22 protein-coding genes are annotated in these 25,067 nt (G+C 42.8%); 17 read left to right on the top strand and 5 right to left on the bottom strand.

The window, feature by feature from the left end; translation table 11 throughout:
• Positions 1 to 170 precede the first annotated feature (170 nt).
• The 3 genes from PGW42_RS03125 to PGW42_RS03115 all read left to right on the top strand — a co-directional run bounded on the left by PGW42_RS03125 (position 171) and on the right by PGW42_RS03115 (position 3,537).
• A complete protein-coding gene (locus tag PGW42_RS03125) occupies positions 171 to 962 on the top strand; it encodes a hypothetical protein (RefSeq protein WP_270202853.1) in 792 nt (263 codons plus the stop codon).
• A gap of 159 nt (positions 963 to 1,121) precedes the next feature.
• Complete coding sequence (locus tag PGW42_RS03120) at positions 1,122 to 1,655, top strand: prolyl-tRNA synthetase associated domain-containing protein (protein WP_270202852.1); 534 nt, start codon at positions 1,122 to 1,124, stop codon at positions 1,653 to 1,655.
• A gap of 508 nt (positions 1,656 to 2,163) precedes the next feature.
• A complete protein-coding gene (locus PGW42_RS03115) occupies positions 2,164 to 3,537 on the top strand; it encodes an NAD(P)/FAD-dependent oxidoreductase (RefSeq protein ID WP_195250294.1) in 1,374 nt (457 codons plus the stop codon).
• A gap of 156 nt (positions 3,538 to 3,693) precedes the next feature.
• Here the strand turns inward: PGW42_RS03115 and PGW42_RS03110 are convergent, their stop codons facing one another.
• Positions 3,694 to 5,022, bottom strand: a complete 1,329-nt coding sequence (locus PGW42_RS03110; RefSeq protein WP_270202851.1) for an MATE family efflux transporter — start codon at positions 5,020 to 5,022, stop codon at positions 3,694 to 3,696.
• 329 nt (positions 5,023 to 5,351) lie between these two features.
• Between PGW42_RS03110 and PGW42_RS03105 the strand changes: the two genes are divergently transcribed.
• Both PGW42_RS03105 and PGW42_RS03100 read left to right on the top strand, forming a co-directional pair.
• On the top strand, positions 5,352 to 6,050 hold the full coding sequence (locus PGW42_RS03105) for an ABC transporter ATP-binding protein (protein WP_117822769.1): 699 nt from the start codon (positions 5,352 to 5,354) through the stop codon (positions 6,048 to 6,050).
• Positions 6,051 to 6,064: 14 nt separating this feature from the next.
• Positions 6,065 to 8,383, top strand: a complete 2,319-nt coding sequence (locus PGW42_RS03100) for an ABC transporter permease (protein WP_270202850.1) — start codon at positions 6,065 to 6,067, stop codon at positions 8,381 to 8,383.
• Between the two features lie 40 nt (positions 8,384 to 8,423).
• Here PGW42_RS03100 and PGW42_RS16220 read toward each other — a convergent pair whose 3' ends face one another.
• The gene (locus tag PGW42_RS16220) at positions 8,424 to 8,777 is read right to left on the bottom strand and encodes a LysR family transcriptional regulator substrate-binding protein (protein WP_195250291.1); all 354 of its coding nucleotides are present in this window, start codon (positions 8,775 to 8,777) and stop codon (positions 8,424 to 8,426) included.
• Between the two features lie 45 nt (positions 8,778 to 8,822).
• Here PGW42_RS16220 and PGW42_RS03090 point away from each other — a divergent pair, with 45 nt between their 5' ends.
• The 3 genes from PGW42_RS03090 to PGW42_RS03080 all read left to right on the top strand — a co-directional run bounded on the left by PGW42_RS03090 (position 8,823) and on the right by PGW42_RS03080 (position 11,810).
• On the top strand, positions 8,823 to 9,299 hold the full coding sequence (locus PGW42_RS03090; protein ID WP_270202858.1) for a chromate transporter: 477 nt from the start codon (positions 8,823 to 8,825) through the stop codon (positions 9,297 to 9,299).
• Complete coding sequence (locus PGW42_RS03085; protein ID WP_270202849.1) at positions 9,296 to 9,841, top strand: chromate transporter; 546 nt, start codon at positions 9,296 to 9,298, stop codon at positions 9,839 to 9,841. The genes PGW42_RS03090 and PGW42_RS03085 overlap by 4 nt, the downstream gene beginning before the upstream one ends.
• 280 nt (positions 9,842 to 10,121) lie before the next feature.
• Positions 10,122 to 11,810 carry a Na/Pi cotransporter family protein gene (locus PGW42_RS03080; protein WP_270202848.1) on the top strand — a complete coding sequence of 563 codons (1,689 nt, stop codon included), beginning with the start codon at positions 10,122 to 10,124 and terminating at the stop codon, positions 11,808 to 11,810.
• Between the two features lie 51 nt (positions 11,811 to 11,861).
• Here the strand turns inward: PGW42_RS03080 and PGW42_RS03075 are convergent, their stop codons facing one another.
• Complete coding sequence (locus tag PGW42_RS03075) at positions 11,862 to 13,121, bottom strand: dihydroorotase (protein ID WP_270202847.1); 1,260 nt, start codon at positions 13,119 to 13,121, stop codon at positions 11,862 to 11,864.
• Positions 13,122 to 13,295: 174 nt separating this feature from the next.
• Positions 13,296 to 13,985 (bottom strand): DUF6198 family protein, encoded by a 690-nt coding sequence (locus PGW42_RS03070; protein WP_118217569.1) that lies wholly within the window; start codon positions 13,983 to 13,985, stop codon positions 13,296 to 13,298.
• Between the two features lie 208 nt (positions 13,986 to 14,193).
• On the opposite strand from PGW42_RS03070, the gene PGW42_RS03065 reads away from it, so the two are divergent.
• The 7 genes from PGW42_RS03065 to citG all read left to right on the top strand — a co-directional run bounded on the left by PGW42_RS03065 (position 14,194) and on the right by citG (position 19,903).
• A complete protein-coding gene (locus PGW42_RS03065) occupies positions 14,194 to 15,057 on the top strand; it encodes a LysR family transcriptional regulator (protein ID WP_270202846.1) in 864 nt (287 codons plus the stop codon).
• 94 nt (positions 15,058 to 15,151) lie between these two features.
• Positions 15,152 to 15,691 carry a beta-class carbonic anhydrase gene (locus PGW42_RS03060; protein ID WP_173689121.1) on the top strand — a complete coding sequence of 180 codons (540 nt, stop codon included), beginning with the start codon at positions 15,152 to 15,154 and terminating at the stop codon, positions 15,689 to 15,691.
• A 172-nt stretch (positions 15,692 to 15,863) separates the two neighbouring features.
• Positions 15,864 to 16,034: a hypothetical protein gene (locus PGW42_RS03055; protein ID WP_195250295.1), complete on the top strand. Its 171-nt coding sequence runs from the start codon at positions 15,864 to 15,866 to the stop codon at positions 16,032 to 16,034.
• Between the two features lie 127 nt (positions 16,035 to 16,161).
• The gene (gene citD / locus PGW42_RS03050; RefSeq protein WP_044998939.1) at positions 16,162 to 16,461 is read left to right on the top strand and encodes a citrate lyase acyl carrier protein; all 300 of its coding nucleotides are present in this window, start codon (positions 16,162 to 16,164) and stop codon (positions 16,459 to 16,461) included.
• Positions 16,461 to 17,360, top strand: coding sequence for an aldolase/citrate lyase family protein (locus PGW42_RS03045; protein WP_008371977.1), 900 nt, complete (start codon positions 16,461 to 16,463; stop codon positions 17,358 to 17,360). The genes citD and PGW42_RS03045 overlap by 1 nt, the downstream gene beginning before the upstream one ends.
• A gap of 1 nt (position 17,361) precedes the next feature.
• Positions 17,362 to 18,921, top strand: coding sequence for a citrate lyase subunit alpha (gene citF, locus PGW42_RS03040; RefSeq protein WP_117834452.1), 1,560 nt, complete (start codon positions 17,362 to 17,364; stop codon positions 18,919 to 18,921).
• Positions 18,922 to 18,976: 55 nt separating this feature from the next.
• Positions 18,977 to 19,903 carry a triphosphoribosyl-dephospho-CoA synthase CitG gene (gene citG, locus PGW42_RS03035; RefSeq protein WP_008371973.1) on the top strand — a complete coding sequence of 309 codons (927 nt, stop codon included), beginning with the start codon at positions 18,977 to 18,979 and terminating at the stop codon, positions 19,901 to 19,903.
• Between the two features lie 307 nt (positions 19,904 to 20,210).
• Here citG and PGW42_RS03030 read toward each other — a convergent pair whose 3' ends face one another.
• Positions 20,211 to 20,897 (bottom strand): response regulator transcription factor, encoded by a 687-nt coding sequence (locus tag PGW42_RS03030; RefSeq protein WP_008371972.1) that lies wholly within the window; start codon positions 20,895 to 20,897, stop codon positions 20,211 to 20,213.
• A gap of 113 nt (positions 20,898 to 21,010) precedes the next feature.
• Between PGW42_RS03030 and PGW42_RS03025 the strand changes: the two genes are divergently transcribed.
• Entirely contained in the window at positions 21,011 to 23,158 is a 2,148-nt protein-coding gene (locus PGW42_RS03025; RefSeq protein ID WP_270202845.1) for a sensor histidine kinase, read from the top strand.
• A 182-nt stretch (positions 23,159 to 23,340) separates the two neighbouring features.
• Positions 23,341 to 24,678 carry a CitMHS family transporter gene (locus PGW42_RS03020; protein WP_055157528.1) on the top strand — a complete coding sequence of 446 codons (1,338 nt, stop codon included), beginning with the start codon at positions 23,341 to 23,343 and terminating at the stop codon, positions 24,676 to 24,678.
• The last annotated feature ends 389 nt before the right edge of the window (positions 24,679 to 25,067 follow it).

Raw genomic sequence — 25,067 nt, 5'->3', positions numbered from 1 at the left:
GGTTGTTTAACCAATTGACCTAAAAAATTTACTGTGTCCTTGACATGGGGTCCAGTTTACAGAAATGAGTTGATTGTAATTGACAAAACTCGAAATAAATCAAGAAAATTCTCGAAATGAATTGATTAGGATTTGAAAAATAGAAAAGCAAAGGAGAAATGTTTATATATATGTATGAATTAGAAAACATGCTTCTTCAGATGCAGGAACATTTGGAGAAAGTTGTTACGCAAGCTAAAGCTGATTTGAATACAACAGTACCAGAAGGACACCTCAGAATTTCAATAGATAAAAATAAGCCGCGCTATTATCAATGTATAGATGATAACAAAGGAGTCTACATTCCAAGAGATAATAAAGAATTGCCAAAGTGCCTGGCGCAAAAAGGTTATAATAAGGCAGTGGTAAAAAAGGGAGAAGCAAGGCTTAAACAAATAAAGAGAATAACAAAAAATTATTCAGATGATGAAATTGAGAAAATTTATACGTCTATGAATAATGCGAGACAATTACTGGTAACTCCGATCGAACCAACATGGGATCAGCTGCTTACAAAGTGGTATGAAGAAGAATATCAGGGGAAAGAGTTCAAGGAGGGAACACCATTAATTCTTACTGAGAAGGGAGAACGTGTCAGATCAAAGTCAGAGAAGATATTAGCAGATTATTTTTATAGAAAGAATATTCTTTACAAATATGAAAAGCCACTTCATCTGAAAGGGTATGGTACCGTGTATCCGGATTTTACATTTTTGTCAAGAAAGACTTACCGGGAAATATATTGGGAACATGAAGGATTGATGGATAAACAGGATTATGCAAGAGCAGCTGTGCGAAAAATAGAATTGTATCAAATAAATCATATATATCCAGGCGATCGGTTGATTATAACTTTTGAGACAGAACAAAATGTATTGAATTCAAAGATAATAGAGAATCTGATAGAAAAATATTTGATATAAAAGGACTTATGATATAATTAGCTTGTTGGGGAGAAGGATACTCTGATGGAGAGATAGAGCTGTTTGGAAAAATCTTACACCGCGATGAATATTTGCTATACAAGTATGCAGAGAATGAAATGTTTAAAAAGAATAAAGTCTAGGACGGAGGAGAACTACATGGAATTAGTAAACGGAAAACCAACAGACACACAGGGCAGAATGGACAAGGAAATCCGCGTATATGATTTCCTGGATTCGTTAGGAGTCATCTACCAGAGAATCGACCATGAAGCCGCAATGACAATGGAGGCATGCGAGGAAATCGACCGGACGCTGGAGGCGACGATCTGCAAGAATCTACTTTTATGTAATCGGCAGGAGACACAGTTTTATTTACTGATGCTTCCGGGAGATAAGGTGTTTAAAACAAAGGATCTGTCAGCGCAGATTGGTTCGTCCAGACTTTCTTTTGCAAAAGCGGAGTATATGGAACAATATCTGAACATCACGCCGGGATCTTTAAGTGTGCTTGGACTGATGAATGATAAGGACAAGATGGTACGGCTTCTGATCGATGAAGATGTGCTTACAGGAGAATATATCGGATGTCATCCATGTATCAATACATCGAGTCTCAGACTTAAGACAAAAGATCTGGTAGAGAAGATTATTCCGGCAATGGAACATGAGCCGACCATTGTGAAGCTGTAAATCAGGTGGAAAACAAAAAAAGTAGCAGAAAAAGCAATATAGAAAAAGTGAAAAAGAAAGAAACACCTTGACGAAAAGAAAGATTTCTCTTAAAATATGAAAGGTTGTGCAAAAGAAGGACAACTGCCGTGCATAATCATCTGGACACAGACGGATATACGGCAGTTTTATTATGTGACATATTAGGATTGCGGGAATTGCTTAGCAATGGAGCAATCTGATTACACCAGTGAGGGGCAAAATTTACTTTTGACACTCATATCATAAGATGTCAGGGTCAAAAGGTATTTTGACCCCTTTGATACCAGATTGCTACGTGCTTTGCACTCTCGCAATCCTCAAAAACATTCGTAATCCGCTCATTTTTCTTTGAAAAATGGCTACTTACTCATGTTTTTGGCGGGTCAAGAGGTCAAAAATCCTCTTGCAAGCAAACTTGCATCGGCTTTCTGACCTTTTAATCCTGGTATCATCATTTTATCATGCAAATAAAAGGAGAGATATACGGATGAAGTATGATGTAATTATTATCGGTGCCGGACCAGGCGGAATTTTTGCTGCTTATGAGTTGATGAAAAAGAAACCAGACTGCAAGATCGCAGTATTTGAAGAAGGTTATCCGCTGGAAAAGAGAAAATGTCCGATTGATGGCGAAAAAGTAAAGAGCTGTATCAACTGCAAACGCTGCTCGATCATGTGCGGATTTGGCGGAGCCGGAGCATTTTCAGATGGAAAATACAATATCACCAATGATTTCGGCGGAACTTTATTTGAGTATATCGGTAAAAAACAGGCTGTTGAGCTGATGAAGTACGTCGATGAGATCAATATGGAAAATGGTGGAGAAGGTACAAAGTTGTATTCCACAGCCGGAACAAAATTTAAAAAGCTTTGTCTTCAGAACAAGCTGAATCTTCTGGATGCATCTGTACGTCATCTGGGAACAGATATCAATTACGTCGTTCTTCAGAATCTTTATGATCAGATGAAGGATAAGATGGACTTCTTCTTTGATGCACCGGTTGAGACAATTGAGATTATCGATGGAGGATACCGTATCGTATGTGAAAATGGCGCTTATGAATGTAAGAAATGTGTGGTTTCTGTCGGACGAAGCGGAAGCAAATGGATGGAAAAGGTCTGCAAGGATCTTGCAATCCCGACCAAATCAAACCGTGTGGATATTGGTGTTCGTGTAGAGCTTCCGGCAGTGATCTTCTCACACCTGACAGATGAGCTTTACGAGAGCAAGATTGTATACCGTACAGAAAAATTCGAGGACAATGTGCGTACTTTCTGTATGAATCCGAACGGTATTGTGGTAAATGAAAATACCAACGGTATCATCACAGTAAACGGACACAGCTATGAAGGAAATGAAAAAAAGACGGACAACACCAACTTTGCCCTTCTGGTTGCAAAGCATTTCTCTGAGCCATTTAAGGACAGTAACGGATATGGTGAAAGTATCGCAAGACTTTCCAATATGCTAGGCGGTGGTGTGATCGTACAGCGTTTTGGTGATCTGGTACGTGGAAGAAGAAGTACAGAAAAGCGTATTGAAGAAGGTCTGGTAACACCAACCTTATCAGCAACGCCTGGTGATCTGAGTCTGGTTCTTCCAAAACGAATCATGGATGGAATCATTGAGATGATCTATGCTCTGGATAAGGTAGCACCTGGTACAGCAAATGACGATACCCTTCTCTATGGTGTGGAAGTAAAATTCTACAATATGGAAGTAGAGATCGATAAGAATCTGGAAAGCTGCCATAAGGGACTGTATGTGATCGGTGACGGAAGTGGTGTTACACATTCTCTGTCCCATGCATCTGCAAGTGGTGTTTATGTTGCGAGACATATTATCAGCGAAGAAGAATAGTCTGCAAATAAAAAGTCGGACTGGGATGGAAAAGTAAAATAAAGAGAAAATTAAAAACCGTAAATCCGGAGATTTGCAGTATTGTAAAGAGCAAATCCGGATTTACGGTTTTTTGTTGTATCGAAAAAGTAGTAGAACTTTTTGATGCAGATATGTCTAGTTTTTTATGGTTGCCTGCCGGTAAGTCATATAGGCGATCACAGCAGTTGCAAATTCGGTAATTCCGAATGCGTACCAGATTCCGGAAGCCCCGAAGATCCGGCTTAAGATAAATGCGGCCGGAATAATGATGATCGTATATCTGCACAGTGAGATGAGCAGGGACGGTGTTCCCTTTCCAAGTCCTTCGAGTGCACCAGAGCTGGTGATGGACACGGAAGAAACTAAAAATCCGAGGCTGATAATCCGAAGTGCCATTCCTCCTGCCTGAATGGTTTCCGGATTAGAACTGAACAGTGCGATCAGTGAATCCGGGAAGAGCTGGCAGAAAACGGTACCAAAGAGCATGATCCCAAGACTCAGATAAAGGGTATCGGCAAACAGTCTGTGGACACGCTTTGTCTCACCGGCACCGTAGTTGTATCCAATCAGCGGACGCATTCCCTGGATGATTCCATTTGCCGGAAGATACAGGAAGGTCTGAAGCTTGTAATAGATTCCGAGCACCACCACGTAAACCTGGGAGTAGGCGGAGAGAATCCCATTTAGTGCGGTGATAAGCAGGGATGGAAGTGCCATATTCAAAGTGGCAGGGATTCCAACCGCGTAAAGCCGTCCGACCATGGCACGGTCTACGTGGCAGCTTTTATGAATTTTCACCGGAAGCGGTCTGGTAAAATAAAAGGCAAGATACAGTACCAGTGTGACAACCTGACCAAGACCGGTTGCAAGTGCGGCTCCTTCAATTTCCATTTTCGGGAACGGTCCGATTCCGAAAATCAGAAGTGGATCCAGTACGATATTGAAAATACATCCGCTCATCATGCAGATCATGGACACGCGCATCCGTCCGACTGCCTGAAAAATTTTTTCCCAGGTAATTTCAAGAGAGATTACAATGGAAAATCCAAATGCGATCCGGGAGTAGGCATTTCCCATCTGAATAACGGTCACGTCTTTTGTAAAAATCTGTAAAAATAGCGGCATTACGGCAATTGTGACTACGGTAAGAACAATACCGTGGATGACAGAGAGAAAAAGTCCCTGTGTGGCAGCTGCATCCGCTTTTTTCTGATCCTGGGCGCCAAGGAAAAAGGAGATGGCGGCATTGATTCCGATTCCAAAGCCGACACCGACCGAGGTGATAAAATTTTGGATCGGGTAGACTAAAGACAGAGCAGTCATTGCTTCTTCACTGATCCGTGCAACGAAATAGCTGTCAACAATATTATAAAGAGAGTTGACCATCATTGAAATCACCATTGGCAGAGCCATGGAAAGAAGAAGTGGCAGAATCGGTTTTTCTTTCATGTAAGTCTGGTTCATAAACATTCCTCCTGATAAATGTAAAGCATAAGGTACAAAATCTGTAAAAAAGGGCAGAAGCCCGATATATAAAAAGCCACATAACTGTCGCTGTATGCAACAAGTTATGTGGCGAAAAGTAGATATCTATTTTGATATCCAGAAAAATCCACAAAGATTTTGGTATAAAATTACACAGATAGTTATTTTAAAAATTTTCCTTCCATTTGTCAATATCTTTTTTAAAAAATAACAATTAAAATATTGACAAAAAAGTAAGCCTAAACTAACATAAGTGTATGAAATATAACATTGCTACTATATGAGTAACTAAAGGAAGGAGTAGAGGAATGTTTTTAGAGATTAAGGGGATCAAAAAGTCGTTTGGAACAGGCGACAGCCGGGTAAATGTTCTGAAAGGATTTGATCTGGAAATTGAAAGAGGAGAGTTTTGTGTGCTTCTGGGACCATCTGGTTCCGGAAAATCGACTCTTCTGAATATTATAGGCGGTATTGACGGGGCAGATGAAGGAAGTATTACGATTGATGGAGAACAGCTGGAGGATATGACAGAGAAGAAGCTGTCCCTGTACCGGAGAAAGCATCTGGGTTATATATTCCAGATGTACAATTTGATTCCAAACCTGACACTTAGAGAAAATATTGAAATCGGTGCTTATTTAAGTAATCGTCCGCTGGATGTGGATGAGCTGATGCAAACGCTGGGTATTTATGAACATCAGAACAAGCTGCCGAACCAGCTTTCCGGAGGACAGCAACAGAGAACCGCGATTGGACGTGCAATTGTCAAAAATCCGGACATCCTGCTCTGTGATGAGCCAACCGGTGCGCTGGATTATAAGACATCCAAGGAAATCCTGAAGCTGATCGAAACAGTCAATCAGAAATATGGGAATACCATTATTATGGTTACCCATAACGATGCAATCAAGGATATGGCAGACCGGGTGGTAAAACTTCGTGATGGAATGATCCGCAAAAATTACTGTAATGAGCATAAACTTTCTGCAAGTGAGCTGGAATGGTAAGGAGGACGCGTGTTATGAAGAGTCCGTTGAGAAAACGGCTTCCGAGAGAACTGAAGGGAGAAATTGGAAAATACCTGGTGGTTCTGATCCTTATGATTGCAACGATTGGGTTTGTATCCGGCTTTCTGGTTGCTGACGGAAGCATGATAAAAGCATATAATGAAGGCTTTGAAAAATATAAGATTGAAGATGGAAATTTCCGGGTAAAGAAAAAAATTACCAAAGCACAACAGGAAAACATCGAGAAAAATGGTGTGACACTGTATGAAAACTTTTATCTGGAAGAGGCACTGGATAATGGAAGTACCATGCGTATTTTCAAAAACAGGGAAGAGATCAACCTGGTGTGCCTGATGGAAGGAAAGCTTCCTGAAAAAGCAGGAGAAATGGCAATTGACCGTATGTATGCGGACAATAATAAGATTTCTGTCGGAGATACACTGAAAAGTGGTTCACAAAAGTGGAAAGTCACAGGATTTGTGGCACTGTCTGACTATAGCTGTCTGTTCCAGAACAATAATGACAGCATGTTTGATGCAATCAAATTCGGGGTATCGGTTGTAACACCGGAAGAGTTTGAATCTCTGAATCAGGATAAGATTCAGTACAGTTATTCCTGGGTGTATGACAAAGAACCGAAAAATGAAAAACAGGAAAAAAAGATGTCGGAAGATCTGATGGAAGCACTGGGGGAAGAAGTCACTCTGGAGTCTTTTGTGCCACAGTATCTGAACCAGGCAATTACATTTACCGGTGATGATATGGGGAGTGACCGTGCAATGATCACAATGCTCCTCTATATGATCATTGTGATCATTGCGTTTGTATTTGGAATCACGATCAGCAATACGATCCGTAAAGAAGCAGGCGTGATCGGAACTCTGCGGGCTTCCGGGTATACAAGAAAAGAACTGATCGGACATTACATGGCACTTCCGGTGATCGTTACGCTGATCGGTGCGGTGGTCGGAAATATTCTGGGTTATACAGCACTGAAAAAAGTATGTGCGGGGATGTATTATGGAAGCTATAGTCTGCCGACCTATGTGACAGTATGGAATGCAGAGGCTTTCTGGATGACAACGGTGGTTCCGGTGCTGATCATGCTGGTAGTCAACTATGGAATCCTTCGTTATAAGCTGAGGCTTTCACCGCTGAAATTCCTAAGAAGAGATCTTTCTGGAAGCAGGCGGAAAAGAGCAGTCCGGCTAAGTCCGAAGCTTGGAATTTTCCATCGATTCCGGCTCCGTGTGATCTTCCAGAATATGAGCAATTACATTGTACTTTTTATTGGAATCATATTTGCGAATCTGCTTTTATTCTTTGGACTTTTGCTACCGTCAGTACTTTCGCATTATCAGCAGGATATCCAGAGCAATATGCTTGCAAAATACCAGTATATGCTAGAGGTTCCGGTAAGCGCCATGAGCGGAAATAAGCTGGACAGTATGCTGGAACTTTTGCAGTTCTCTTATGGAACAAAAACGGACAATGAAGATGCAGAAGTATTCAGTGCGTATTCACTTGAGACATTGCCAAGTAAATACAAAACAGATGAAGTGATTCTGTATGGAATTCAGCCGGACAGCAAGTATGTTGATGTGGATTTTATCGATGATGACGGAGTTTACATTTCCAGTGCTTATGCAGAAAAATTTCTGTTGGAGCCTGGAGATTCAATCACACTAAAAGAAAAATACGAAAAAACAAAATATACATTTAAAATCAAAGGAATTTACAACTACAGCGGAGGCGTCTGCGTCTTTATGTCAAAGGAACAGTTAAATGATACCTTTGATCTTGGAAACGATTATTACAGTGGATATTTTTCCAATTCCAAGATTACGGATATAGATGAGAAATACATTGGCTCTGTACTTGATCTGGAAGCACTGACAAAGATTTCGAGACAGCTGGATGTATCTATGGGAAATATGATGGGGATGGTCAACGCTTTTGCAATCGGTATTTATATGGTTGTGATCTATCTGTTGTCCAAGATCATTGTTGAGAAAAATGCACAGGCTATTTCCATGACGAAGATCCTGGGATATACCAATGGAGAGATCAGCAGGCTTTATATCTGGCCGACGACGATCGTGGTGATCATCTGTCTGCTTCTCAGCCTGCCGATTGAGAAAGCAGTTATGAATGTGCTGTTCCGGGAAATGATGCTGACTAGTATTTCCGGCTGGATCGCGCTTTGGATCGATCCGAAGATCTATGTGGAAATGTTCCTGATCGGGATTGGAACCTATGCAGTTGTGGCAATGTTAGAATATCGAAGGATTAAACATGTGCCGATGGATGAGGCACTGAAAAATGTAGAGTAAGGGAGTAAAAGAAGAGAATTAAGGTACGGATCAGGGCAGACTAAGCTGCCCTGTAGATTGCCGGGACAATCTCGCGGAGGAGAGCAAGAAGCGCCTGAAACTGTGCGTGATGATAAATATTTTTCCGATAGACAGCACAGATGTCCCTGGTGTCATGAAAGTGATCCGGGGTAAAGAAATGAATGTCCGGAAAGGAAGTAGTCCGTGCATAAATTTCAGGAAGAAAGGCAATCCCCATCCCTCGTCTTGCAAGAGAAAAGGCAGTATTACTGCTGGTGCAGATGCAGCGGATATTTGGATGGAAAGCAGCAGTATCGCAGATCTTCCGGCTGATCTTTCCGAGATCGTGATCTTCTGAAAGCAGAATAAAAGGAACTGCAGATAACGCAGGCAAATGAATTTGAGGAGTGGCAGAGATGCCCTCCTCTTTTGGTGATGGATCGGAAAAAGGACACAGTTTGTAGATAAACGGAAGCTGATCACAAAAGAGGAACTGCTGGATATGGTTGCGGTTGGAAAGTCAGTTCCCGGAATTATGATCACCAATATCAGTATGCTGTTTGGCTATTATGTAGGTGGCTGGTTCGGAGGTGTCTGTGCAGTACTCGGAATGACCTGTCCGGCGGTTCTGATCCTGTCGTTTGTTACTGCATTTTATAAGGTGCTGAAAAGTAATGTCTGGTGCTATGCGGCACTTCGCGGAATCCGCTGTGCGGTAGTTCCGATTATGGGAAGTGCGGCACTTTCACTGGGGAAAGAAGCGTTCCGCAGAAAATCAGCAATCCCGATCTGTGCGTTAGCACTGACGCTCTGTGTATTTACGGATATCAGTAATGTGGTGATGATCGTAGCGGGAGTGATACTGGCGCTTTCTATAAGAGCGGTGAAACAGACAAGAGGAGGACAGACGGCATGATCTATCTCAGACTTTTTACAGCGTTTATGAAAATCGGATTTACCAGCTTTGGCGGAATGTCGATGATCCCGGTTATTATGCAGGAGATGAAGGTCAATCAGTGGATGACGGCGGAGGATCTGACTAACTTGATCGCTATCGCAGAAATGACACCGGGACCGCTTGGGATTAACTGTGCGACTTTTGCCGGGATGCAGACGGCAGGTGTTCTGGGTGGGATTGCAGCGGTTATGGGCGTGCTGATGCCAGCTTATACGCTGACGCTTGGCGTAGCGGTGTGCTTCGCAAAGTTCCGTGGCAATGATATTATGAGCTGTATGTTAAATGTGATCAAGCCAATCTGCATCGCAATGATCCTTGCGGTGATTCTGGATCTGATGCAGGAAAATTATTTTCCGGATGCGAGGATTGACTGGTTTGGGTGCGGGATCGGAGCGGTGATGTTCTATCTGATATTGAAGAAGAACTGGTCTGTACCGAAGGTGATCACTCTTGCGGCGGTGTTTGGAATAGTTGGATATGGTGTGCTTGGGATTGGATAGATTTATAGATAGAACAGGAGCGCCACTGGCGCTCAGCAACGCGCTCGGCGCGAGAATGTGCCGAGGCACAATCTTTTTTAATGCGATTTTACATAACTATGATCATGAGAAAGAAAAAATGATAGAAGAAAGAAAATTTAACCTAAACTTAACATAGATTTGATTGGAATTGCATAGACCACAGATAAAATGGAAAATGAGCTGAAAGGGAAGACATCATTGTAAAAAGTAAGTTTAAAAGATATTAACAAACACAGGGTAAATTGAGAGAGGAATTAATATGAACGAGAAAATTCAGATCATTTTCGGACTGCTTGGCGGTCTGGCAGTTTTTATCTATGGAATGAATATGATGAGTGAATGTCTGCAAAAGGCGGCGGGCGATAAGATGAAAAGCATTCTTGCACTTCTGACGAAGAATCCGCTTCTGGGAGTGCTTGCCGGTGCGCTCACAACCGCGGTACTCCAGAGCAGCAGTGCGACGACAGTTATGGCGATCGGTTTTGTAAGTGCGGGACTGATGAACCTGCCACAGGCAATTTCCATCATTTTTGGTGCAAATATTGGTACAACCATGACAGCACAGATTATTGCGTTTAAGATCAGTGACTATATTTATGTGATTATTTTTATAGGATTTCTGATTTCATTTGTAACAAAATCAGAAAAAGTAAAAAGTATCGGCCAGACGATTTTTGCCTTTGGTCTTCTGTTCCTTGGAATTGAGACAATGGGAGATGTCATGAAACCATTGGCATCCAGTCCGGTATTCACAGACCTGATCGGACGGGTTGCACATATTCCGGTACTTGGTGTGGCAGTTGGTACACTTATGACGCTGGTCGTACAGAGCAGTAGTGCGACCATTGCGGTACTGCAGAACTTTGCTTCCCAGCCGGGATCGGACGGGGTTACGAGTATAATAGGGCTTGCAGGAGCAATCCCGATTCTTTTAGGTGATAATATCGGTACAACGATCACAGCACTCCTTGCCAGTATCGGACAGTCAAAAGATGCAAAGAGAACCGCTGTGGCGCATTGTATTTTTAATATTTCCGGCTGCTTTTTGTTTATCTGGTTCGTAAAACCATTTGCGGCACTGATCCAGAGCATTTCACCGAAAGGTCCGGAGATTGAAGTGATTTCCAGACAGATTGCAAATGCACATACTGTATTTAACATTACAATGACACTGATCTGGGTATGCCTGATTAAACTGATGGTGAAGATTGTCATGACACTGATCCCGGATGGCAAAAAAGGTGTCGAAGATCCAGGCAGCCCGATTTATCTGGATGAAAATATCATCAGTCAGCCGGCAGCAGCGCTGCAGCTTGTAGCAAAAGAGATTTTCCGTATGAGTGACCAGGTAAGAGATATTCTGAAGAAAACGATTGAGCTTGTGAAAAATGAAGAAGTGAAATCCATTGACGGTCTGAAAGAAAACGGAGAACAGGTTGAACGCCTTGGAAAATGTATTACCGAATATCTTGCAGCTTTGTTTTCTTCCGGTTCATTGACCGAGCAGCAGGCAGCGCAGACGGCGAGCCTCATGTGTGTGCTCAGCGATGTGGAACGTATGGGAACCTTAAGTGTGGAAATGGCAGAATGTATGCTGGAAAGATCAGACAGGAAGTATAAATATACACCGGAAGCGATGGATGAGCTGCAGAAGAGTCTGAAGGTTCTGAATAAGATGTTCTGTGATTCTCTGAAGGCACTGCAGGGAGATGATGGTATTGAACCAGGCAAGATGATGAAGCGAAAGGATAAGCTTCTGGATCTGGATATCAAGATGCGGAAAGCGCATATTGAGCGTGTCAATAAAGGAAAATGTAAGGCGAGTCTTACTGCTCCGTTTACCAATATCCTGCATCTGATCGACCGTATGGGAAACAGTTGTATCAACCTTGCGGATGTGGCGGAAAGCGGAACAAGTATGAAATACTTTATGCTGGAAGAAAAATAAGAAGATGGAAAAATCCACGGACTTTAGAAGATTCAAAGTCCGTGGATTTTTTTAATCATGATAAACGATTTTTCCATCACAGATTGTATATTTCACTTTGCCATACAAAGGAGTTCCGGTAAATGGTGAGTTGGATGAAAGGGATGCATATTCGGTCGGAGTCCAACATTCGTTTTCATCGAAGATCACAAGGTCAGCTGCCTTTCCTTCGGCGAGCTGTCCGTATGGAAGGTGGTAAAGCTTTGCCGGATTGATGGTCATTTTTTCCAGAAGCTGAATAAGAGATAAATGTTCCGGTCTTACAAGGCTTGTGATGCCAAGGGCAAGGGAAGTCTCCAGACCGATGATTCCGCTTGGAGCTTCGGTGATTGGTTTTGCTTTTTCTTCTTTGCTGTGCGGTGCATGGTCGGTGGCAATCAAGTCGATGGTTCCATCTGCAAGTCCCTGAATAATCGCCTGACGGTCCTTTTCGGTACGGAGCGGCGGATTCATTTTCGCAAGTGTTCCATGCTCAAGGACTGCGTCTTCCGTCAGTGTAAAATGATGCGGTGTGGCTTCGGCGTGAAGTTTTGCACCCATTTTCTTATAAGTACGAACCAGATCGACAGAGATACCGGAGCTGATATGCTGGATCACAACATCGGCGCCGGATTTCAGTGCCAGCATGCAGTCTCTTGCAACCAGAGATTCTTCTGCAATGGAAGGAGAACCGTAGATGCCAAGCGCATCGGATACCTTTCCGTGGCTGATTCCGTTGTTGCGGATGAAAGAAGGATCTTCTTCGTGAAGGCTGACCGGTACGTTAAGCTTTGCCGCCTTTTCCATTGCGTGGAAGCAGAATTCTGCGTTTAGAAGTGGGATCCCGTCATCGGTAAATCCACATGCGCCTGCTTCTTTTAAGGCGTCCATATCGGTTTCTTCCTGCCCTTTCAGGTTGCAGGAAATCGAAGCAGCCTGGAAGATACGGATCTTTTCTTTGGAAGCACGCGAAAGGTTGTCTTTGAGAACCGGAACAGAGTCCACAGTCGGGGAAGTATTTGCCATGCAGATCACGGAAGTAAAACCGCCTTTTGCAGAGGCAAGTGCGCCGGTGTGGATGGTTTCTTTATAAGTAAATCCCGGATCACGGAAATGAACGTGGGTGTCAATCAGTCCCGGTGCAACCACAAGCCCGGCTGCGTCAAGGACTTCCTCTCCTTCTTTTGTAATCAGGGATGCCATTTCTTTGATGATGCCATCTTCAATCAGAAGATCCATTTTTTCGGAAAGTCCGGAAGCAGGATCGATGACAAGTCCGTTTTTGATAATCATAGTAGTTAAGCCTCCTTGCAGGATATTAGTCTGCTTCTAGTATACGGGATGGGAAAAAGGTTTGTCAATGCGACAGGAGAAGTTGAGAAAATAAGACTGGCTACAGAATCCAAAAGAGATTTCAGTTTTGATGTATCCGATCTGGTATGTATCAAAATTGAAATCTTTTTTCTTTTATGCATGTCTCATATTCTTTTCAAGAGCAACTCTCTTCTTCCCAGTTGCACGGTAGAATTCCACGTGTTTTCCAAGAAAACTCTGGATGGCGGAAACGGTTTTTCCAGTCAGGAATGCACAGAAGACAGTGCCGATTCCGATGCCGTAGAATCCGTGGAGGATTGTAAGGGAAAGAATCACAGTAGTCGTCAGACAGGTGAGATCGAAGGTTGTCTTAACGATTTTATAGTTCTTTTTTACAATACCGGACAGATCGCGAGGGAAGATATCTGTCGGGATGATTGGAAGCATACAGTTGTTGGCAAGGCAGATACCGAAGCACACCAGTAAGAATCCTGCCAGGAAATAAATCGTGTGAAGAGGCAGGGAGTTCGGCAGAGCCTGGATCCATGCGTTGTGTACGTCGATCATTTTTCCAAATCCGATCCCGACTACGAAAGAGAAAAGGTAGCCGGGGCAGAATGAACGCTTGAGGATCATCAGTGTAATGACAAGCAGTGTCTGGAAAATATAATTCCATGTTCCGAAACTGAACACCGGGAAGGCGATGTTAAATACAAGCGGCACTGAGGAGATCGTTGAGATCCCGAATCCGCTTTTTGACATCAGATCCACGCCGAGTGAATTGATCAGCAGGACGATGAGCAGAGCGACTTCTCCGGCCAGATGAAATTTTTTGTTATTCATAGGTACAAATCCTTCTTTCCTGATAGATAATAATTTACAAAAATTTTATATTTAAGCTGTTTCTCATTATAATGAAGAAAACTGATAAAAACAAATGATTATTTTGAATATACTAATTCTAAAATAGAATGGAATATGTTAAAATAATGGAAAGTAAAGAGTTGATTTTGAAAAATAAGATGACTGCGAAAGATAACAGAGGGAATATATGAATAGCGAATATTTAAAATATTTTTCAGAGCTGGCAAAAATCCAGCATTATGGAAAGGCGGCAAAGGCACTGAATATTTCACAGCCGGGGCTCAGCCACGCAATCAAATCGTTAGAAGAAGAGTATGGAGTTCCGCTTTTTCAGAAGGAAGGGCGGAATGTGAGTCTCAGCCGCTACGGCAAAGAACTGATGAAAGATGTGGATGAGATTCTGGGAGCGTATCTTCGTCTGGAAGAGCGGGCGGTAGGACTTCGGACGGAGGAGAAGACAGTACGGATTGGCAGTGTGTATCCTCTGGCACCGGGGACGATCCCACATATGCTGAAAGAGTTTGGGGCGACATTTCCATTTATCATCTATAACCGGATGACACCGGAGATCGCAGAAGGACTTTTGGATGGAAAATATGATATCGGCTTCTGCTCGGATCTTCTGAAATCGGATGAAATCGAGTATTATCCGATTCGGGATTCGTATATCGCGGTAGTTGTTCCGAAGGGGCATCCGCTTGAAAATAGAGAACGGATCAGTCTGAAGGAGACAGCCGGATACCCTCAGATTATGTTTTCCAAGACCAGCGGTTTCCGTACTCTGCAGGAGCAGATTTTTGCAGAGGACGGGATGAAGGTAAAGCCGGTGTGTGCTGCGGAAGAGATTGAAGTTATCACAGGACTTGTGGAGAATGGATTCGGGATTGCCGTATTGCCGTATATGGATATCGTGCGGCTGCACAATGTGGTGACGATTCCGGTGAAGACTTCAGGGTGGAATTCCAAATTCTACATTGCGAGAAGAAAGTATGGAATCCGCTCAGAGCAGGAGGAGGCATTTTTTCAGTACTGGAAAAAAGAACATCATTAAAATTCATTAAGAATCCTTGCATTTACAGAGAAAAAAAGTCTATAATCTGTTTTATGAAATATCGTTGTGAAAATCAAATGGGAGGTTGCACAGGATGATAGAACAGATTGTAGAGTATAATAAGAAATTCGTGGAAAATAAAGGTTATGAGCCGTACCTGACCAGCAAGTACCCGAACAAGAAGCTTGCCGTGCTGACCTGTATGGATACCCGTCTGACAGAGCTTCTTCCGGCAGCGCTGGGACTGAAAAACGGAGATGCGAAGATTATCAAGAATGCAGGTGGAGTCATTACACATCCATACGGAAGTGTGGTCAGAAGCCTTCTGGTTGCTATCCTGGAGCTTGGTGTGGAGCAGGTTATGGTCATCGGACATACTGACTGCGGTGTACAGGGAATGGATGGAAGTGAGCTGTTAGAAGAACTGGTAGAGCGCGGAATCGACAAAGAACATATTGATATCGTAAGACACAGCGGAATTGATCTGGAAAAATGGCTGGGTGGATTTGAATCTGTGGAGAAGTCGGTAGAAGAGACTGTGCATACACTGAAGACACATCCATTGATGCCGAAGGATATTGAGATCAAGGGATTCATTATGGATTCTGAGACCGGAGAGCTTACGGAAGTGTAAGGAAAAGAAAGTTGCCCTTGTAGGTCTTTGTTATGAGATTTTCAAGGGTAAATGGAAATAGCCGCCAACTACAATAGTTGACGGCTGTCATATAAATAGCTGTTACTATATAGGGGAGCCGCTTGCGGTTTCCCTTCTTTTCATTTCATAGGAAATTCCGAAGGAACTTCCTATGAAACAAAAGGCACTGGATGGGGATATGAAGGAGATTAAAGCTTATGTGATCAGACAGGGAAAAGCAGAAGAAATCTCGCTTTATGTGGCAGATATGACACCGGATGAGCGGAAGATTGTAAAGGCCGGATGCCTGATCAACTATAACAGAGCAAGAAAAAATCAGTAGAATGATTTAAAATTACAAACCTTAACAATTATTAAGAAAACCATAGGTGTTCCTGTAAGGTAAGAGCCCTATGATAAACACAACGAAGCAAATACTAATGCAAATGGATGTTAAGGAGGAAGCACGAATGGAAATCAAGAAACCTGCAATTGCAGGAACATTAGAATCCAGTGACTGCCAGGTAACAGTAGAAGCCGGAGAAGGAAAAGTTGATTTTTCACTGGAAAGCGCAGTGATCAATCAGTATGGAAACCAGATTAAGAAAGTAGCTTATGAAACACTGGAAAATCTGGGAATCGATAATGTAAAGCTTACAATCGTAGATAAAGGAGCCCTTGACTGTACGATCAAAGCAAGAATCGAAGCAGCTGTTTACCGTTCGGTAGGACAGATCGAAGATTTACCGTGGGGAGGTGCGATCAGATAATGAATCCGAATAAAAAAAGACTTAGAAGAACTATGATGTTTTTAAATGCACAGAAACCGGGACTGATCAAAGATCCTTATATTTACAAACCGGATTCCATCATGCTTGATCTGGAAGATGCGGTTGCAGAAAACCAGAAAGATGCAGCTAGATTTTCTCTTTATCATGCACTTAAGACGATTAATTATAGAGGATGTGAACGTGTTGTCAGAATTAACGGACTGGATACTCCTTACTGGAAAGAAGATATCCGCTGCGCAGTAGCAGGCGGCTGTGATGCGATCCGTATTCCAAAGACAGAATCCGCACAGGACGTAAAAGTGGTAGAAGCTGAAGTTGTTCAGGCTGAAAAAGATTTCGGACGTGAAGAGGGAAGTGTTCTGATCATGGCAGCTATTGAATCAGCACGAGGCGTGATGCGTGCACTTGATATCTGCGAATCTTCTGAAAGACTTTTCGGTATTGCCCTTTCCGGCGGAGATTACACCAAAGACCTTCAGACACACATTACCGGAACCGGAATCGAGCTCATGGGAGCAAGACAGAACATGGTAATCGCAGCAAGAGCGGCAGGTGTACAGTGCTTTGATACAGTATACACAGATCTGGATGATATGGATGGTTTTCGTCAGGATGTTGAGAATATCCACCTGATGGGGTTTGATGGAAAATCCATCATCAACCCAAGACAGATCAACATTGTACATGAAATCTTTACACCAAAACAGAAAGATATCATTTTCGCAGAAAAAGTTGTCCGTGAAATTGATACAAAGAAAGCACAGGGAATCGGTGTATTTACAGTAGACGGTAAGATGATTGATATCGCTTTCTATGACGGAGCAAAGAGAACAATCGAGCTTGCAAAAGCTTCAGGTGTGTATAAGGGGGATTTATAAAATGATTAACGCAGTAGGTAGAGATATCCCGGAAGAGATTTTAAAAGCAACTGGTAAAGAAGTATTTCAGGGTGTTCATCATTTTGACGGACATGTCTATAAAAAACACGGACCGGAAGTAGAATGTGTGATCAATTCCAACGGAAGCAAGATGGTAGACAGTATCCATGATGTTCTTATAAAATGTGGCATCAAAGACGGTATGACAGTCAGCTTCCATCACCATTTCCGTGAAGGGGATTACGTTGTAAATATGGTAATGAAAGAGATCCATGATATGGGGATCAAGGACATTACTATCTGTGCAAGCTCTCTTGGAAAAGCACATGATCCTCTGGTAGAATATATTGAAGATGGAACCATTACAAATATCCAGTCATCCGGTGTGCGTGGAAAAATCGGAGAAGCCATTTCTAACGGTAAATTAAAAGGTCTTGCGATCATGCGTTCCCACGGCGGACGTGTACGTGCCCTGGTAACAGGTGAGACACAGATCGATATCGCATTTATCGGAACTCCAACCTGTGATGAGTACGGTAACTGCCGTGGTATTGGTGGAAAATCTGACTGTGGTGTACTTTCCTACGCAATGTCAGATGCTTTCCATGCAAACAAAGTCGTAGCAATCACAGACTGCATGGTTCCGTTCCCGAACTTTCCGGCACATATTTCAATGACAAAGGTAGACTATGTTGTAGAAGTAGACCAGATCGGTGATCCGAAGAAGATCGCAACAGGTGCAGCAAAACCGACCACAGATATGAGAAAGCTGATGATGGCTGATTACTGTACACAGTTCGTTGTAAATACACCGTATTTCAAAGATGGATTCTCTTATCAGACAGGTGTCGGCGGAGCTTCTATCGCATCTACTATTTCACTTGCAAAGGTAATGAAAGAAAGAAATATCCGCATGCGTTTTGGTGTGGGTGGTCTTACAAAGCCGATGTGTGACCTTCTGATCAACGGTCAGGTAGATGCACTTCTGGATACACAGGACTTTGACCTTGCAGCCGTAGAATCTGTAAAAGATCTGCATCATTTCCGGATCAGTGCAGGTGAGTATGCGAACCCGTTCAACAAGGGTGCAGTTGTCAATAAATTGGACTTCGTAATTCTTGCAGCTCTGGAAGTTGACGTACACTTCAACTGTAACGTTGTTGTAGATTCTAATGGTATGATCACAGGAGCGCAGGGTGGACATCCGGATACAGCGGCCGGAGCAAAATGTGCCATCGTTATCGCACCGCTTCTTCAGGGAAGAACACCGGCAATCTGTACAGACGTAACAACCGTCACAACACCGGGAGAAAGTGTAGACGTTGTCATCACAGATTATGGTATTGCAATCAATCCGAAGAGACAGGATCTGATCGAAGCAATGAAAGATGTAGACCTTCCGTTTAAGACCATCGAAGAATTACGTGATATCGCTTACTCTATCGCTGGGGAACCACAGAAGGTACAGTTTGGAGATCGTGTTGTCGGTGTCATTGAAAGCCGTGACGGTACCATCATGGATGTTGTCCGTCAGATCAAGCCGTTTGAATTTGATGATTAAATTATGATCGGAAAGCTTACAGGTTATTGGCAATTGGATATAAAAGGAGAACCGTATGGGAAAGAACCAGGCAGTAGAGAAAGCAGAATACTTTGCAGAATCGATTGGCCGGATGGCGTATCAGGCGCTGCTTGAGGAAGTCTATACGGTTCCCAAACCGGGGCTTGTAGATCCGTATTCCTGTGGTGCCCACACTGATATGGATGTGCAGACCTTTGAAAGAAGTGCAGAGGCGTTGTATCCGTGGTTTGTCAGAATGGCATACCAGGGATATCAGCTGACCTGTACGCCGGAAGATCTTTTCCGTGAAATCCGTAAGACCGGAATGCTTGCGGAGGAAGCCATGTATCGGGCAACCGGACATGTGAATACACATAAAGGGATGATCTTTACCCTTGGAATATTCAGTGCGGCAGCGGGAAGATGTATCCAGGAAGACGGAACGGTTACTTTACAATCCATCCTTCGGATGGAGCAGAAGATGACTGCCAGGATCTTAAGAGCCGAAATTGAAATGTTGGGAAAGGAACCTGCGAAAAGTAACGGTGAGAAAAATCTCGTACAATACGGGACTACAGGGATTCGCGGGGAAGCGCTTGCCGGATACCCATCTGTTTTTCATATTGCGCTTCCGGTACTGGAGGATGGACTTTTGCGGGGAATGGAGTGGAACCGGATCAAATTACAGATCCTTTTTGCACTGATGAGCCGGGTGCAGGATTCCAACATTTTATCGAGAAAGAATCCGTCAGTACTCTATCAGGTACAGATGGAAGCGATGCAGTTTCTGGAGGAAGGCGGAGCCTACTCAGAAGATGCGTTAGACAAACTGATCCGTATGGATGCGGATTATATAAAGCGTGGTATCAGCGCGGGTGGGTGTGCCGATCTACTTGCCACCTCACTGTTTCTTGCAATGCTGTGCAATAAAATTCCAAACGAGAACGGGGCAATCCTGAACCTCTTTCCAGTTGTAAAATAGAGCGTATAATAACTGAGAACGGGAATCAAATTTTCTGCCATGAATATGGACTGCACCAGACTGGTGAGGAATAAAAAAGATGACTTTTCACAAATGAGCGGGTGAAAAGTCATCTTTTTATTTCATAGGAAATTCCAAAGGAACTTCCTATGAAATAAAAGGCACTGCGTGCCGGAGATGCGCACTCGCACGAAGATGAAGAATGTCGCAAGCGACCGCGCTCGGCGCGAGAATGTGCCGAGGCACATTCTTTCTTATTCATTAGGAGAAGATTCAGGATGGAGCCTCTTCTTGATGAAAAGGTCGTTTACGGAACAAAACGGTATCCCAGTCCGCGGATCGTCAGGATATACGCCGGATTCTGTCTGTCGTCCTCGATCTTACCACGAAGCCGGTTGATGTAGACCATGATTGCATTGTCATCAACGGCAACCGTATTGCCCCAGACATGCTCATAGATCATGTCCTTGGTGAAAACCTGCTGCGGATGCTTCATAAAGAGCAGAAGAAGTGCAGACTCCTTGGAAGAAAGGATAAGTTCTTCGCCATTTTTGTAAAAACGCATGGTTGTGGTATCATAGCTGAATGGACCGCATTCCAGAGTATCGGAATTGTCGAGTACCAGATTCTTGTTGCGGCGGATCAGTGCTTTTACTTTAGCACCAAGTACAAGCGGTCGGAACGGCTTGGTGATATAATCATCCGCTCCAAGTGAAAGCCCGTACAGAGAATCATAGTCTTCATTACGTCCGCTGACGATCATAACCGGAGTACTGATCCCCTGATTGCGAAGCCTTTTGATAACTTCAAACCCTTCCATATCTCCCAGCATGATATCCATAAGGATCAGGTCAAATGTATGATTTTTCAGGATGGACAGCGCATCCATGCCACAGTTTACTGTTGTTGTTTCCAGCTCATTGCTGTGCATTACTTTTTCCAGCAGCTTACAGATTGCCGGATCATCATCTACGATCAGTATTTTGTCAGCCATTGAGGCAACCTCCCAAAAGTAAAAATTTCAATAAATTCTATACAACTTATAAAAAACATTATAATATTAGAAAGAGAACAAGTCAATTGATAACAAACCGGGGACGAGAATATATGAAGAAAAACAAAAAGACACTGATTGCTGCGATTCCACTTTTTTTAATCGTAATTCTTGTATTTGCAGGATTTGGTGTCTGGAAAAAGTACAGAGATACTTTGATGCAGAACCAGGAGGAACAGATGCTCCTGACAACCAGAATCCTGAGTGAAAATATGGCGATGTCCACAGAGGAATATGAGGAAAGTTTAAGCTTTCTTGCAAAAACAGCAGAGAACAGACCGCAGGATGAGGCAAAACAACTATATCGGGAATTTATAGACACACAGACCAGTTTTATCACGAATCTGTACCTGGAAGACGAACAGGGAAAGCTTTCAGAGAGTGTCAAGGATGTACAGATTGTAAGTTCACAGCTGCTCACTCAAAGCTCGGCAAAGAATAGCATTTATATGGAAAAAGATACAGGTGGGAAAATCTATAATGTATATAAGCGTGTTTTGAAGGATGGGAGAAAGATCTGTCTGATGATCGATGCGGAAAAATATTATCAGAAACTGATTTCGGGAATTCACATCGGAACGAATGGATACATTGTTGTCAAAGATGCAGAAGGAACGATCATCATGCATCCGAAGAAAGAACAATGGGGAATTCCGGTTATTGCAGGAAGGAAGAAAATGTATCCGGATCTGGATTACTCCAGTCTGGAGAAGATGATTGAGGATCAGAAGAAGAGAAAAGAAGGTATTTCTCATTATTATTCGTATTGGTGGACAAATGAAAAACGTCCGAGAGTACAGAAAATCAGTGCATATTCTCCGGTTCAGATCGGAGACAGCTTCTGGGTAGTCAGTGCGGTGATCGACTACGATGATCTGTACGAACCGATAGCTGAAGGTTTCTTGAAAATGGTATGTATTTTTGTTGGTATTTTGTTGGCTGCCGGTATTGCGGTTGTCTTATTTGGCAGAGTGATGCGTGATATGAGAAGAGCTGTGCGGGAGATCAATGATCTGAAAGAACTGAATGAGCAGTTGGAAAAAATGCATCGGAGCGAGCAGAGTATCGCACATCAGCAAAGACTTCAGATCATGGGAACTATGACAGGTGGTATCGCACATGAATTCAATAATTTTCTGACTCCGATCATGGGATATGCAGAGCTTTTGATGATGGAACTTCCGGAAGGATCAGAAGAACAGGACAGTGCAAAAGAAATTTATGAGGCTTCGGAAAAAGCAAAGGATGTAGTGCGCCAGATTTCGTCCCTGAGTCGAAAGAATGTAGAGACCGTTTATAAAAATATTTCGATAAAGAAATTTATGACGCGTGCAGAAAGGATGATGGAATCTGTCTGTACGCCTCTGATCCATATGGAAAGTGAGTTTTGTGTAGATGATGAAATGATCCTTGGAAATGCGACACAGCTGAACCAGGTGCTTTTAAATGTCTGCGTTAATGCGGTGCATGCGATTGGAAAAAATCAAGGAAATATCAGAATATCCTGCCATTCAGAAGAAAAAGAAAAACTGGCTCAGGGAGTGATTGAAAAGCTTTCGGATGTATGGAAAAAATATATCCATATCCAGGTGAAAGATAATGGGTGTGGAATGGATAAAGAGACGCTGCGTCAGATTTTTGATCCATTTTTTACAACGAAAAAAGGGGGAGAGGGTACCGGACTTGGACTGGCACTTGCGGAGCAGATTATTACTTCACATAAGGGATATATTTATGCAGAGAGCAAAAAAGGAGAAGGAAGTACCTTTCATATCTACCTTCCGGTACTGGATACAGAGCATATGCCACAGATTGTGCAGAATATTCCCAGAAAGGATTATCGGATCGTGGTGGCAGATGACAATGCAAAGGTATTGCAGCTGCTGAAAAAGAATTTTGAGAAGATCGGGATCCAGATTCAGACCTGTATGAAAAGAGAAGAACTGCAAAAATGTCTGGAACAGCAGGAGGCAGATGTACTGGTAGTAGACGAGACGATGGAGGATTGCAGTGGAGTGGATTTCTGTATGTCGCTTGCAGGCAGATATCTGGACATGCTGAAGCTTATTATTATTGATGGAGTCAGCCGTGAGGTGGCAGAGGCCCGGCAGAAAGGAATCATTGACGGATATGTAGAAAAACCGGTATCGGATACCGCAATTCTCGAGGCAATTCGGAATCGTGCCAACCAGCCGATATAAGAAAAAAGACGCAGATATCTGTAAGGTGTAAGATAAGACAAACCCAACCTTAATACTTTTAAAGATTTACCTTAACAAAATGTAAGGAGGAATCTGTAAGAGTGTAAGGTTGGGTTTTTATAATGGAATCATCAAATAAATGGTACGAAAAAGTACCCGTACAAAAGGAAGGAGAAAATGCCATGAGTGAAGCAATGCTTGCCTTATTGGGATTTGCAACCATCATTATTGTGATTGCGTTGCTCTTAAGAAATGTAACGGTACCGGCTCTTGCATTTGTCAGTGTATCAACTGTAACAGGTGCAATCCTTGTAGCAACCGGAACATTTACGATTGAAGAAATGGGGGAATTTGTAACAGCCGGTGTAGCAGGAGTACATGGTACTGCAGCGCTGTTTATCTTCTCTGTACTTTTCTTTGGAATTATGACAGATGTAGGAATGTTCGACAAGATCATCAATGCATTGATGAAGAAAGTCGGAAGTAATGTAGTCGGTGTTGCCATGATGACCTGTATCATTGCTATGATCGGACATCTGGATGGAGGCGGTGCCTCTACATTCCTGATCACAATTCCGGCAATGCTCCCGGTTTACAAACGTCTGAATATGAGACCAACAACTCTGATGCTCATCTGTGTATCTGCAATGGGTGTAATGAACCTTCTGCCATGGGGCGGACCGACAATGCGTGCGGCTACTGTCCTTGGAATTGAACCAAATGCACTGTGGAAACAGATCATTCCGATGCAGGTTGTAGGTATTTTTATTGCACTTGGAACAGCATTTATCTGGGGAAATATCGAAAAGAAGAGAGGTGCAGGCACTTCTTCAGCAGAAAAGATCGAGTATGGCGGAATTGAAGATGAAGCCGTAACAGATGATGAAAAGAATGAGCTTGCAAGACCGAAACTCTTTGTGTTCAATGTAATCGTAACACTGGTAGTGATCGTAAACCTGGTTCTTGCAAAGGTACCGTCTTACTATATCTTTATGGTAGGATGTGCAGTAGCACTTTTTGTAAACTACCCGGGTGCAAAAATGCAGGGTAAGATCATTAAATCCCATGCAGGTCCGGCACTTACCATGGCATCTACGATTCTTTGTGCAGGTGTATTTCTTGGAGTGATGCAGCAAACAGAGATCATGACTCATATGGCTAATGTACTTGCAAATGTAGTTCCACAGTCTATGGGAAGATTTTTACCGCTTATCGTAGGTCTGGTATCTGTACCGCTTACACTGATGTTTGATACCGATTCCTTCTTCTTCGGAATGCTTCCGGTACTGATCGGAATCGGAAACGAATTCGGTGTAAATCCGGCACATATTGCCATTGCAATGGTTGTTTGCCGTAACTGTGCAACTTTCATCAGCCCGGTTGTTCCTGCTACTTTCCTTGGAACCGGACTTGCCGGTGTGGAGATCAAAGATCACATCAAGAACAGTTTCTTCTGGATCTGGGGTGTAAGTATTATCTGTCTGATCTCAGGTATAATTCTTGGAGTTATCAAATTCTAGTTAGATAAATAAAAAGATCCTGTATTTCATGTGATTTGTACATGGAGTACGGGATTTTTTGGATATGCATATAAAATGGTCTGATGATTGAAATGCAACGAAAGTGCTCGAAAATGTTATGCAGGGTATAAGATTTCAGGAAAATGTGATAGAGTTATTTTACTTCGATTTAGTTCTAAAATCGAAAAAGTATCTAATTAACCATAATCAGAAGGTATCTCATTTTCGGTGCTCAATTTTCGAGTAAACTCCCGACAATGAACAAAGCAAAAGAAAATATAGAAGTATGGGAGTTTGCCTTTACAAAGGATGACAGTATGTTAAAATATTTATAGTAGAAAAGTCAGATTTTCCTTTCTATATTTTTACAATGCAGAAAGGGGAATCAT

It is taken from the genome of Coprococcus sp. TM115-187, from assembly GCF_027679115.1.
Lineage (GTDB): Bacteria > Bacillota > Clostridia > Lachnospirales > Lachnospiraceae > Allocoprococcus > Allocoprococcus comes.
Note: the sequence above shows the minus strand (reverse complement) of the source record. Positions and strands in the feature narration are given on the sequence as shown.

What these genes read in the sequence shown, in the direction of transcription:
- PGW42_RS03125 (WP_270202853.1), top strand. Translation starts at nt 171, where the DNA reads ATGTATGAATTAGAAAACATGCTTCTTCAGATGCAGGAACATTTGGAG.
- PGW42_RS03120 (WP_270202852.1), top strand. Translation starts at nt 1,122, where the DNA reads ATGGAATTAGTAAACGGAAAACCAACAGACACACAGGGCAGAATGGAC.
- PGW42_RS03115 (WP_195250294.1), top strand. Translation starts at nt 2,164, where the DNA reads ATGAAGTATGATGTAATTATTATCGGTGCCGGACCAGGCGGAATTTTT.
- PGW42_RS03110 (WP_270202851.1), bottom strand. Translation starts at nt 5,022, where the DNA reads ATGAACCAGACTTACATGAAAGAAAAACCGATTCTGCCACTTCTTCTT.
- PGW42_RS03105 (WP_117822769.1), top strand. Translation starts at nt 5,352, where the DNA reads ATGTTTTTAGAGATTAAGGGGATCAAAAAGTCGTTTGGAACAGGCGAC.
- PGW42_RS03100 (WP_270202850.1), top strand. Translation starts at nt 6,065, where the DNA reads ATGAAGAGTCCGTTGAGAAAACGGCTTCCGAGAGAACTGAAGGGAGAA.
- PGW42_RS03085 (WP_270202849.1), top strand. Translation starts at nt 9,296, where the DNA reads ATGATCTATCTCAGACTTTTTACAGCGTTTATGAAAATCGGATTTACC.
- PGW42_RS03080 (WP_270202848.1), top strand. Translation starts at nt 10,122, where the DNA reads ATGAACGAGAAAATTCAGATCATTTTCGGACTGCTTGGCGGTCTGGCA.
- PGW42_RS03075 (WP_270202847.1), bottom strand. Translation starts at nt 13,121, where the DNA reads ATGATTATCAAAAACGGACTTGTCATCGATCCTGCTTCCGGACTTTCC.
- PGW42_RS03070 (WP_118217569.1), bottom strand. Translation starts at nt 13,985, where the DNA reads ATGAATAACAAAAAATTTCATCTGGCCGGAGAAGTCGCTCTGCTCATC.
- PGW42_RS03065 (WP_270202846.1), top strand. Translation starts at nt 14,194, where the DNA reads ATGAATAGCGAATATTTAAAATATTTTTCAGAGCTGGCAAAAATCCAG.
- PGW42_RS03060 (WP_173689121.1), top strand. Translation starts at nt 15,152, where the DNA reads ATGATAGAACAGATTGTAGAGTATAATAAGAAATTCGTGGAAAATAAA.
- PGW42_RS03055 (WP_195250295.1), top strand. Translation starts at nt 15,864, where the DNA reads ATGAAACAAAAGGCACTGGATGGGGATATGAAGGAGATTAAAGCTTAT.
- citD (WP_044998939.1), top strand. Translation starts at nt 16,162, where the DNA reads ATGGAAATCAAGAAACCTGCAATTGCAGGAACATTAGAATCCAGTGAC.
- PGW42_RS03045 (WP_008371977.1), top strand. Translation starts at nt 16,461, where the DNA reads ATGAATCCGAATAAAAAAAGACTTAGAAGAACTATGATGTTTTTAAAT.
- citF (WP_117834452.1), top strand. Translation starts at nt 17,362, where the DNA reads ATGATTAACGCAGTAGGTAGAGATATCCCGGAAGAGATTTTAAAAGCA.
- citG (WP_008371973.1), top strand. Translation starts at nt 18,977, where the DNA reads ATGGGAAAGAACCAGGCAGTAGAGAAAGCAGAATACTTTGCAGAATCG.
- PGW42_RS03030 (WP_008371972.1), bottom strand. Translation starts at nt 20,897, where the DNA reads ATGGCTGACAAAATACTGATCGTAGATGATGATCCGGCAATCTGTAAG.
- PGW42_RS03025 (WP_270202845.1), top strand. Translation starts at nt 21,011, where the DNA reads ATGAAGAAAAACAAAAAGACACTGATTGCTGCGATTCCACTTTTTTTA.
- PGW42_RS03020 (WP_055157528.1), top strand. Translation starts at nt 23,341, where the DNA reads ATGAGTGAAGCAATGCTTGCCTTATTGGGATTTGCAACCATCATTATT.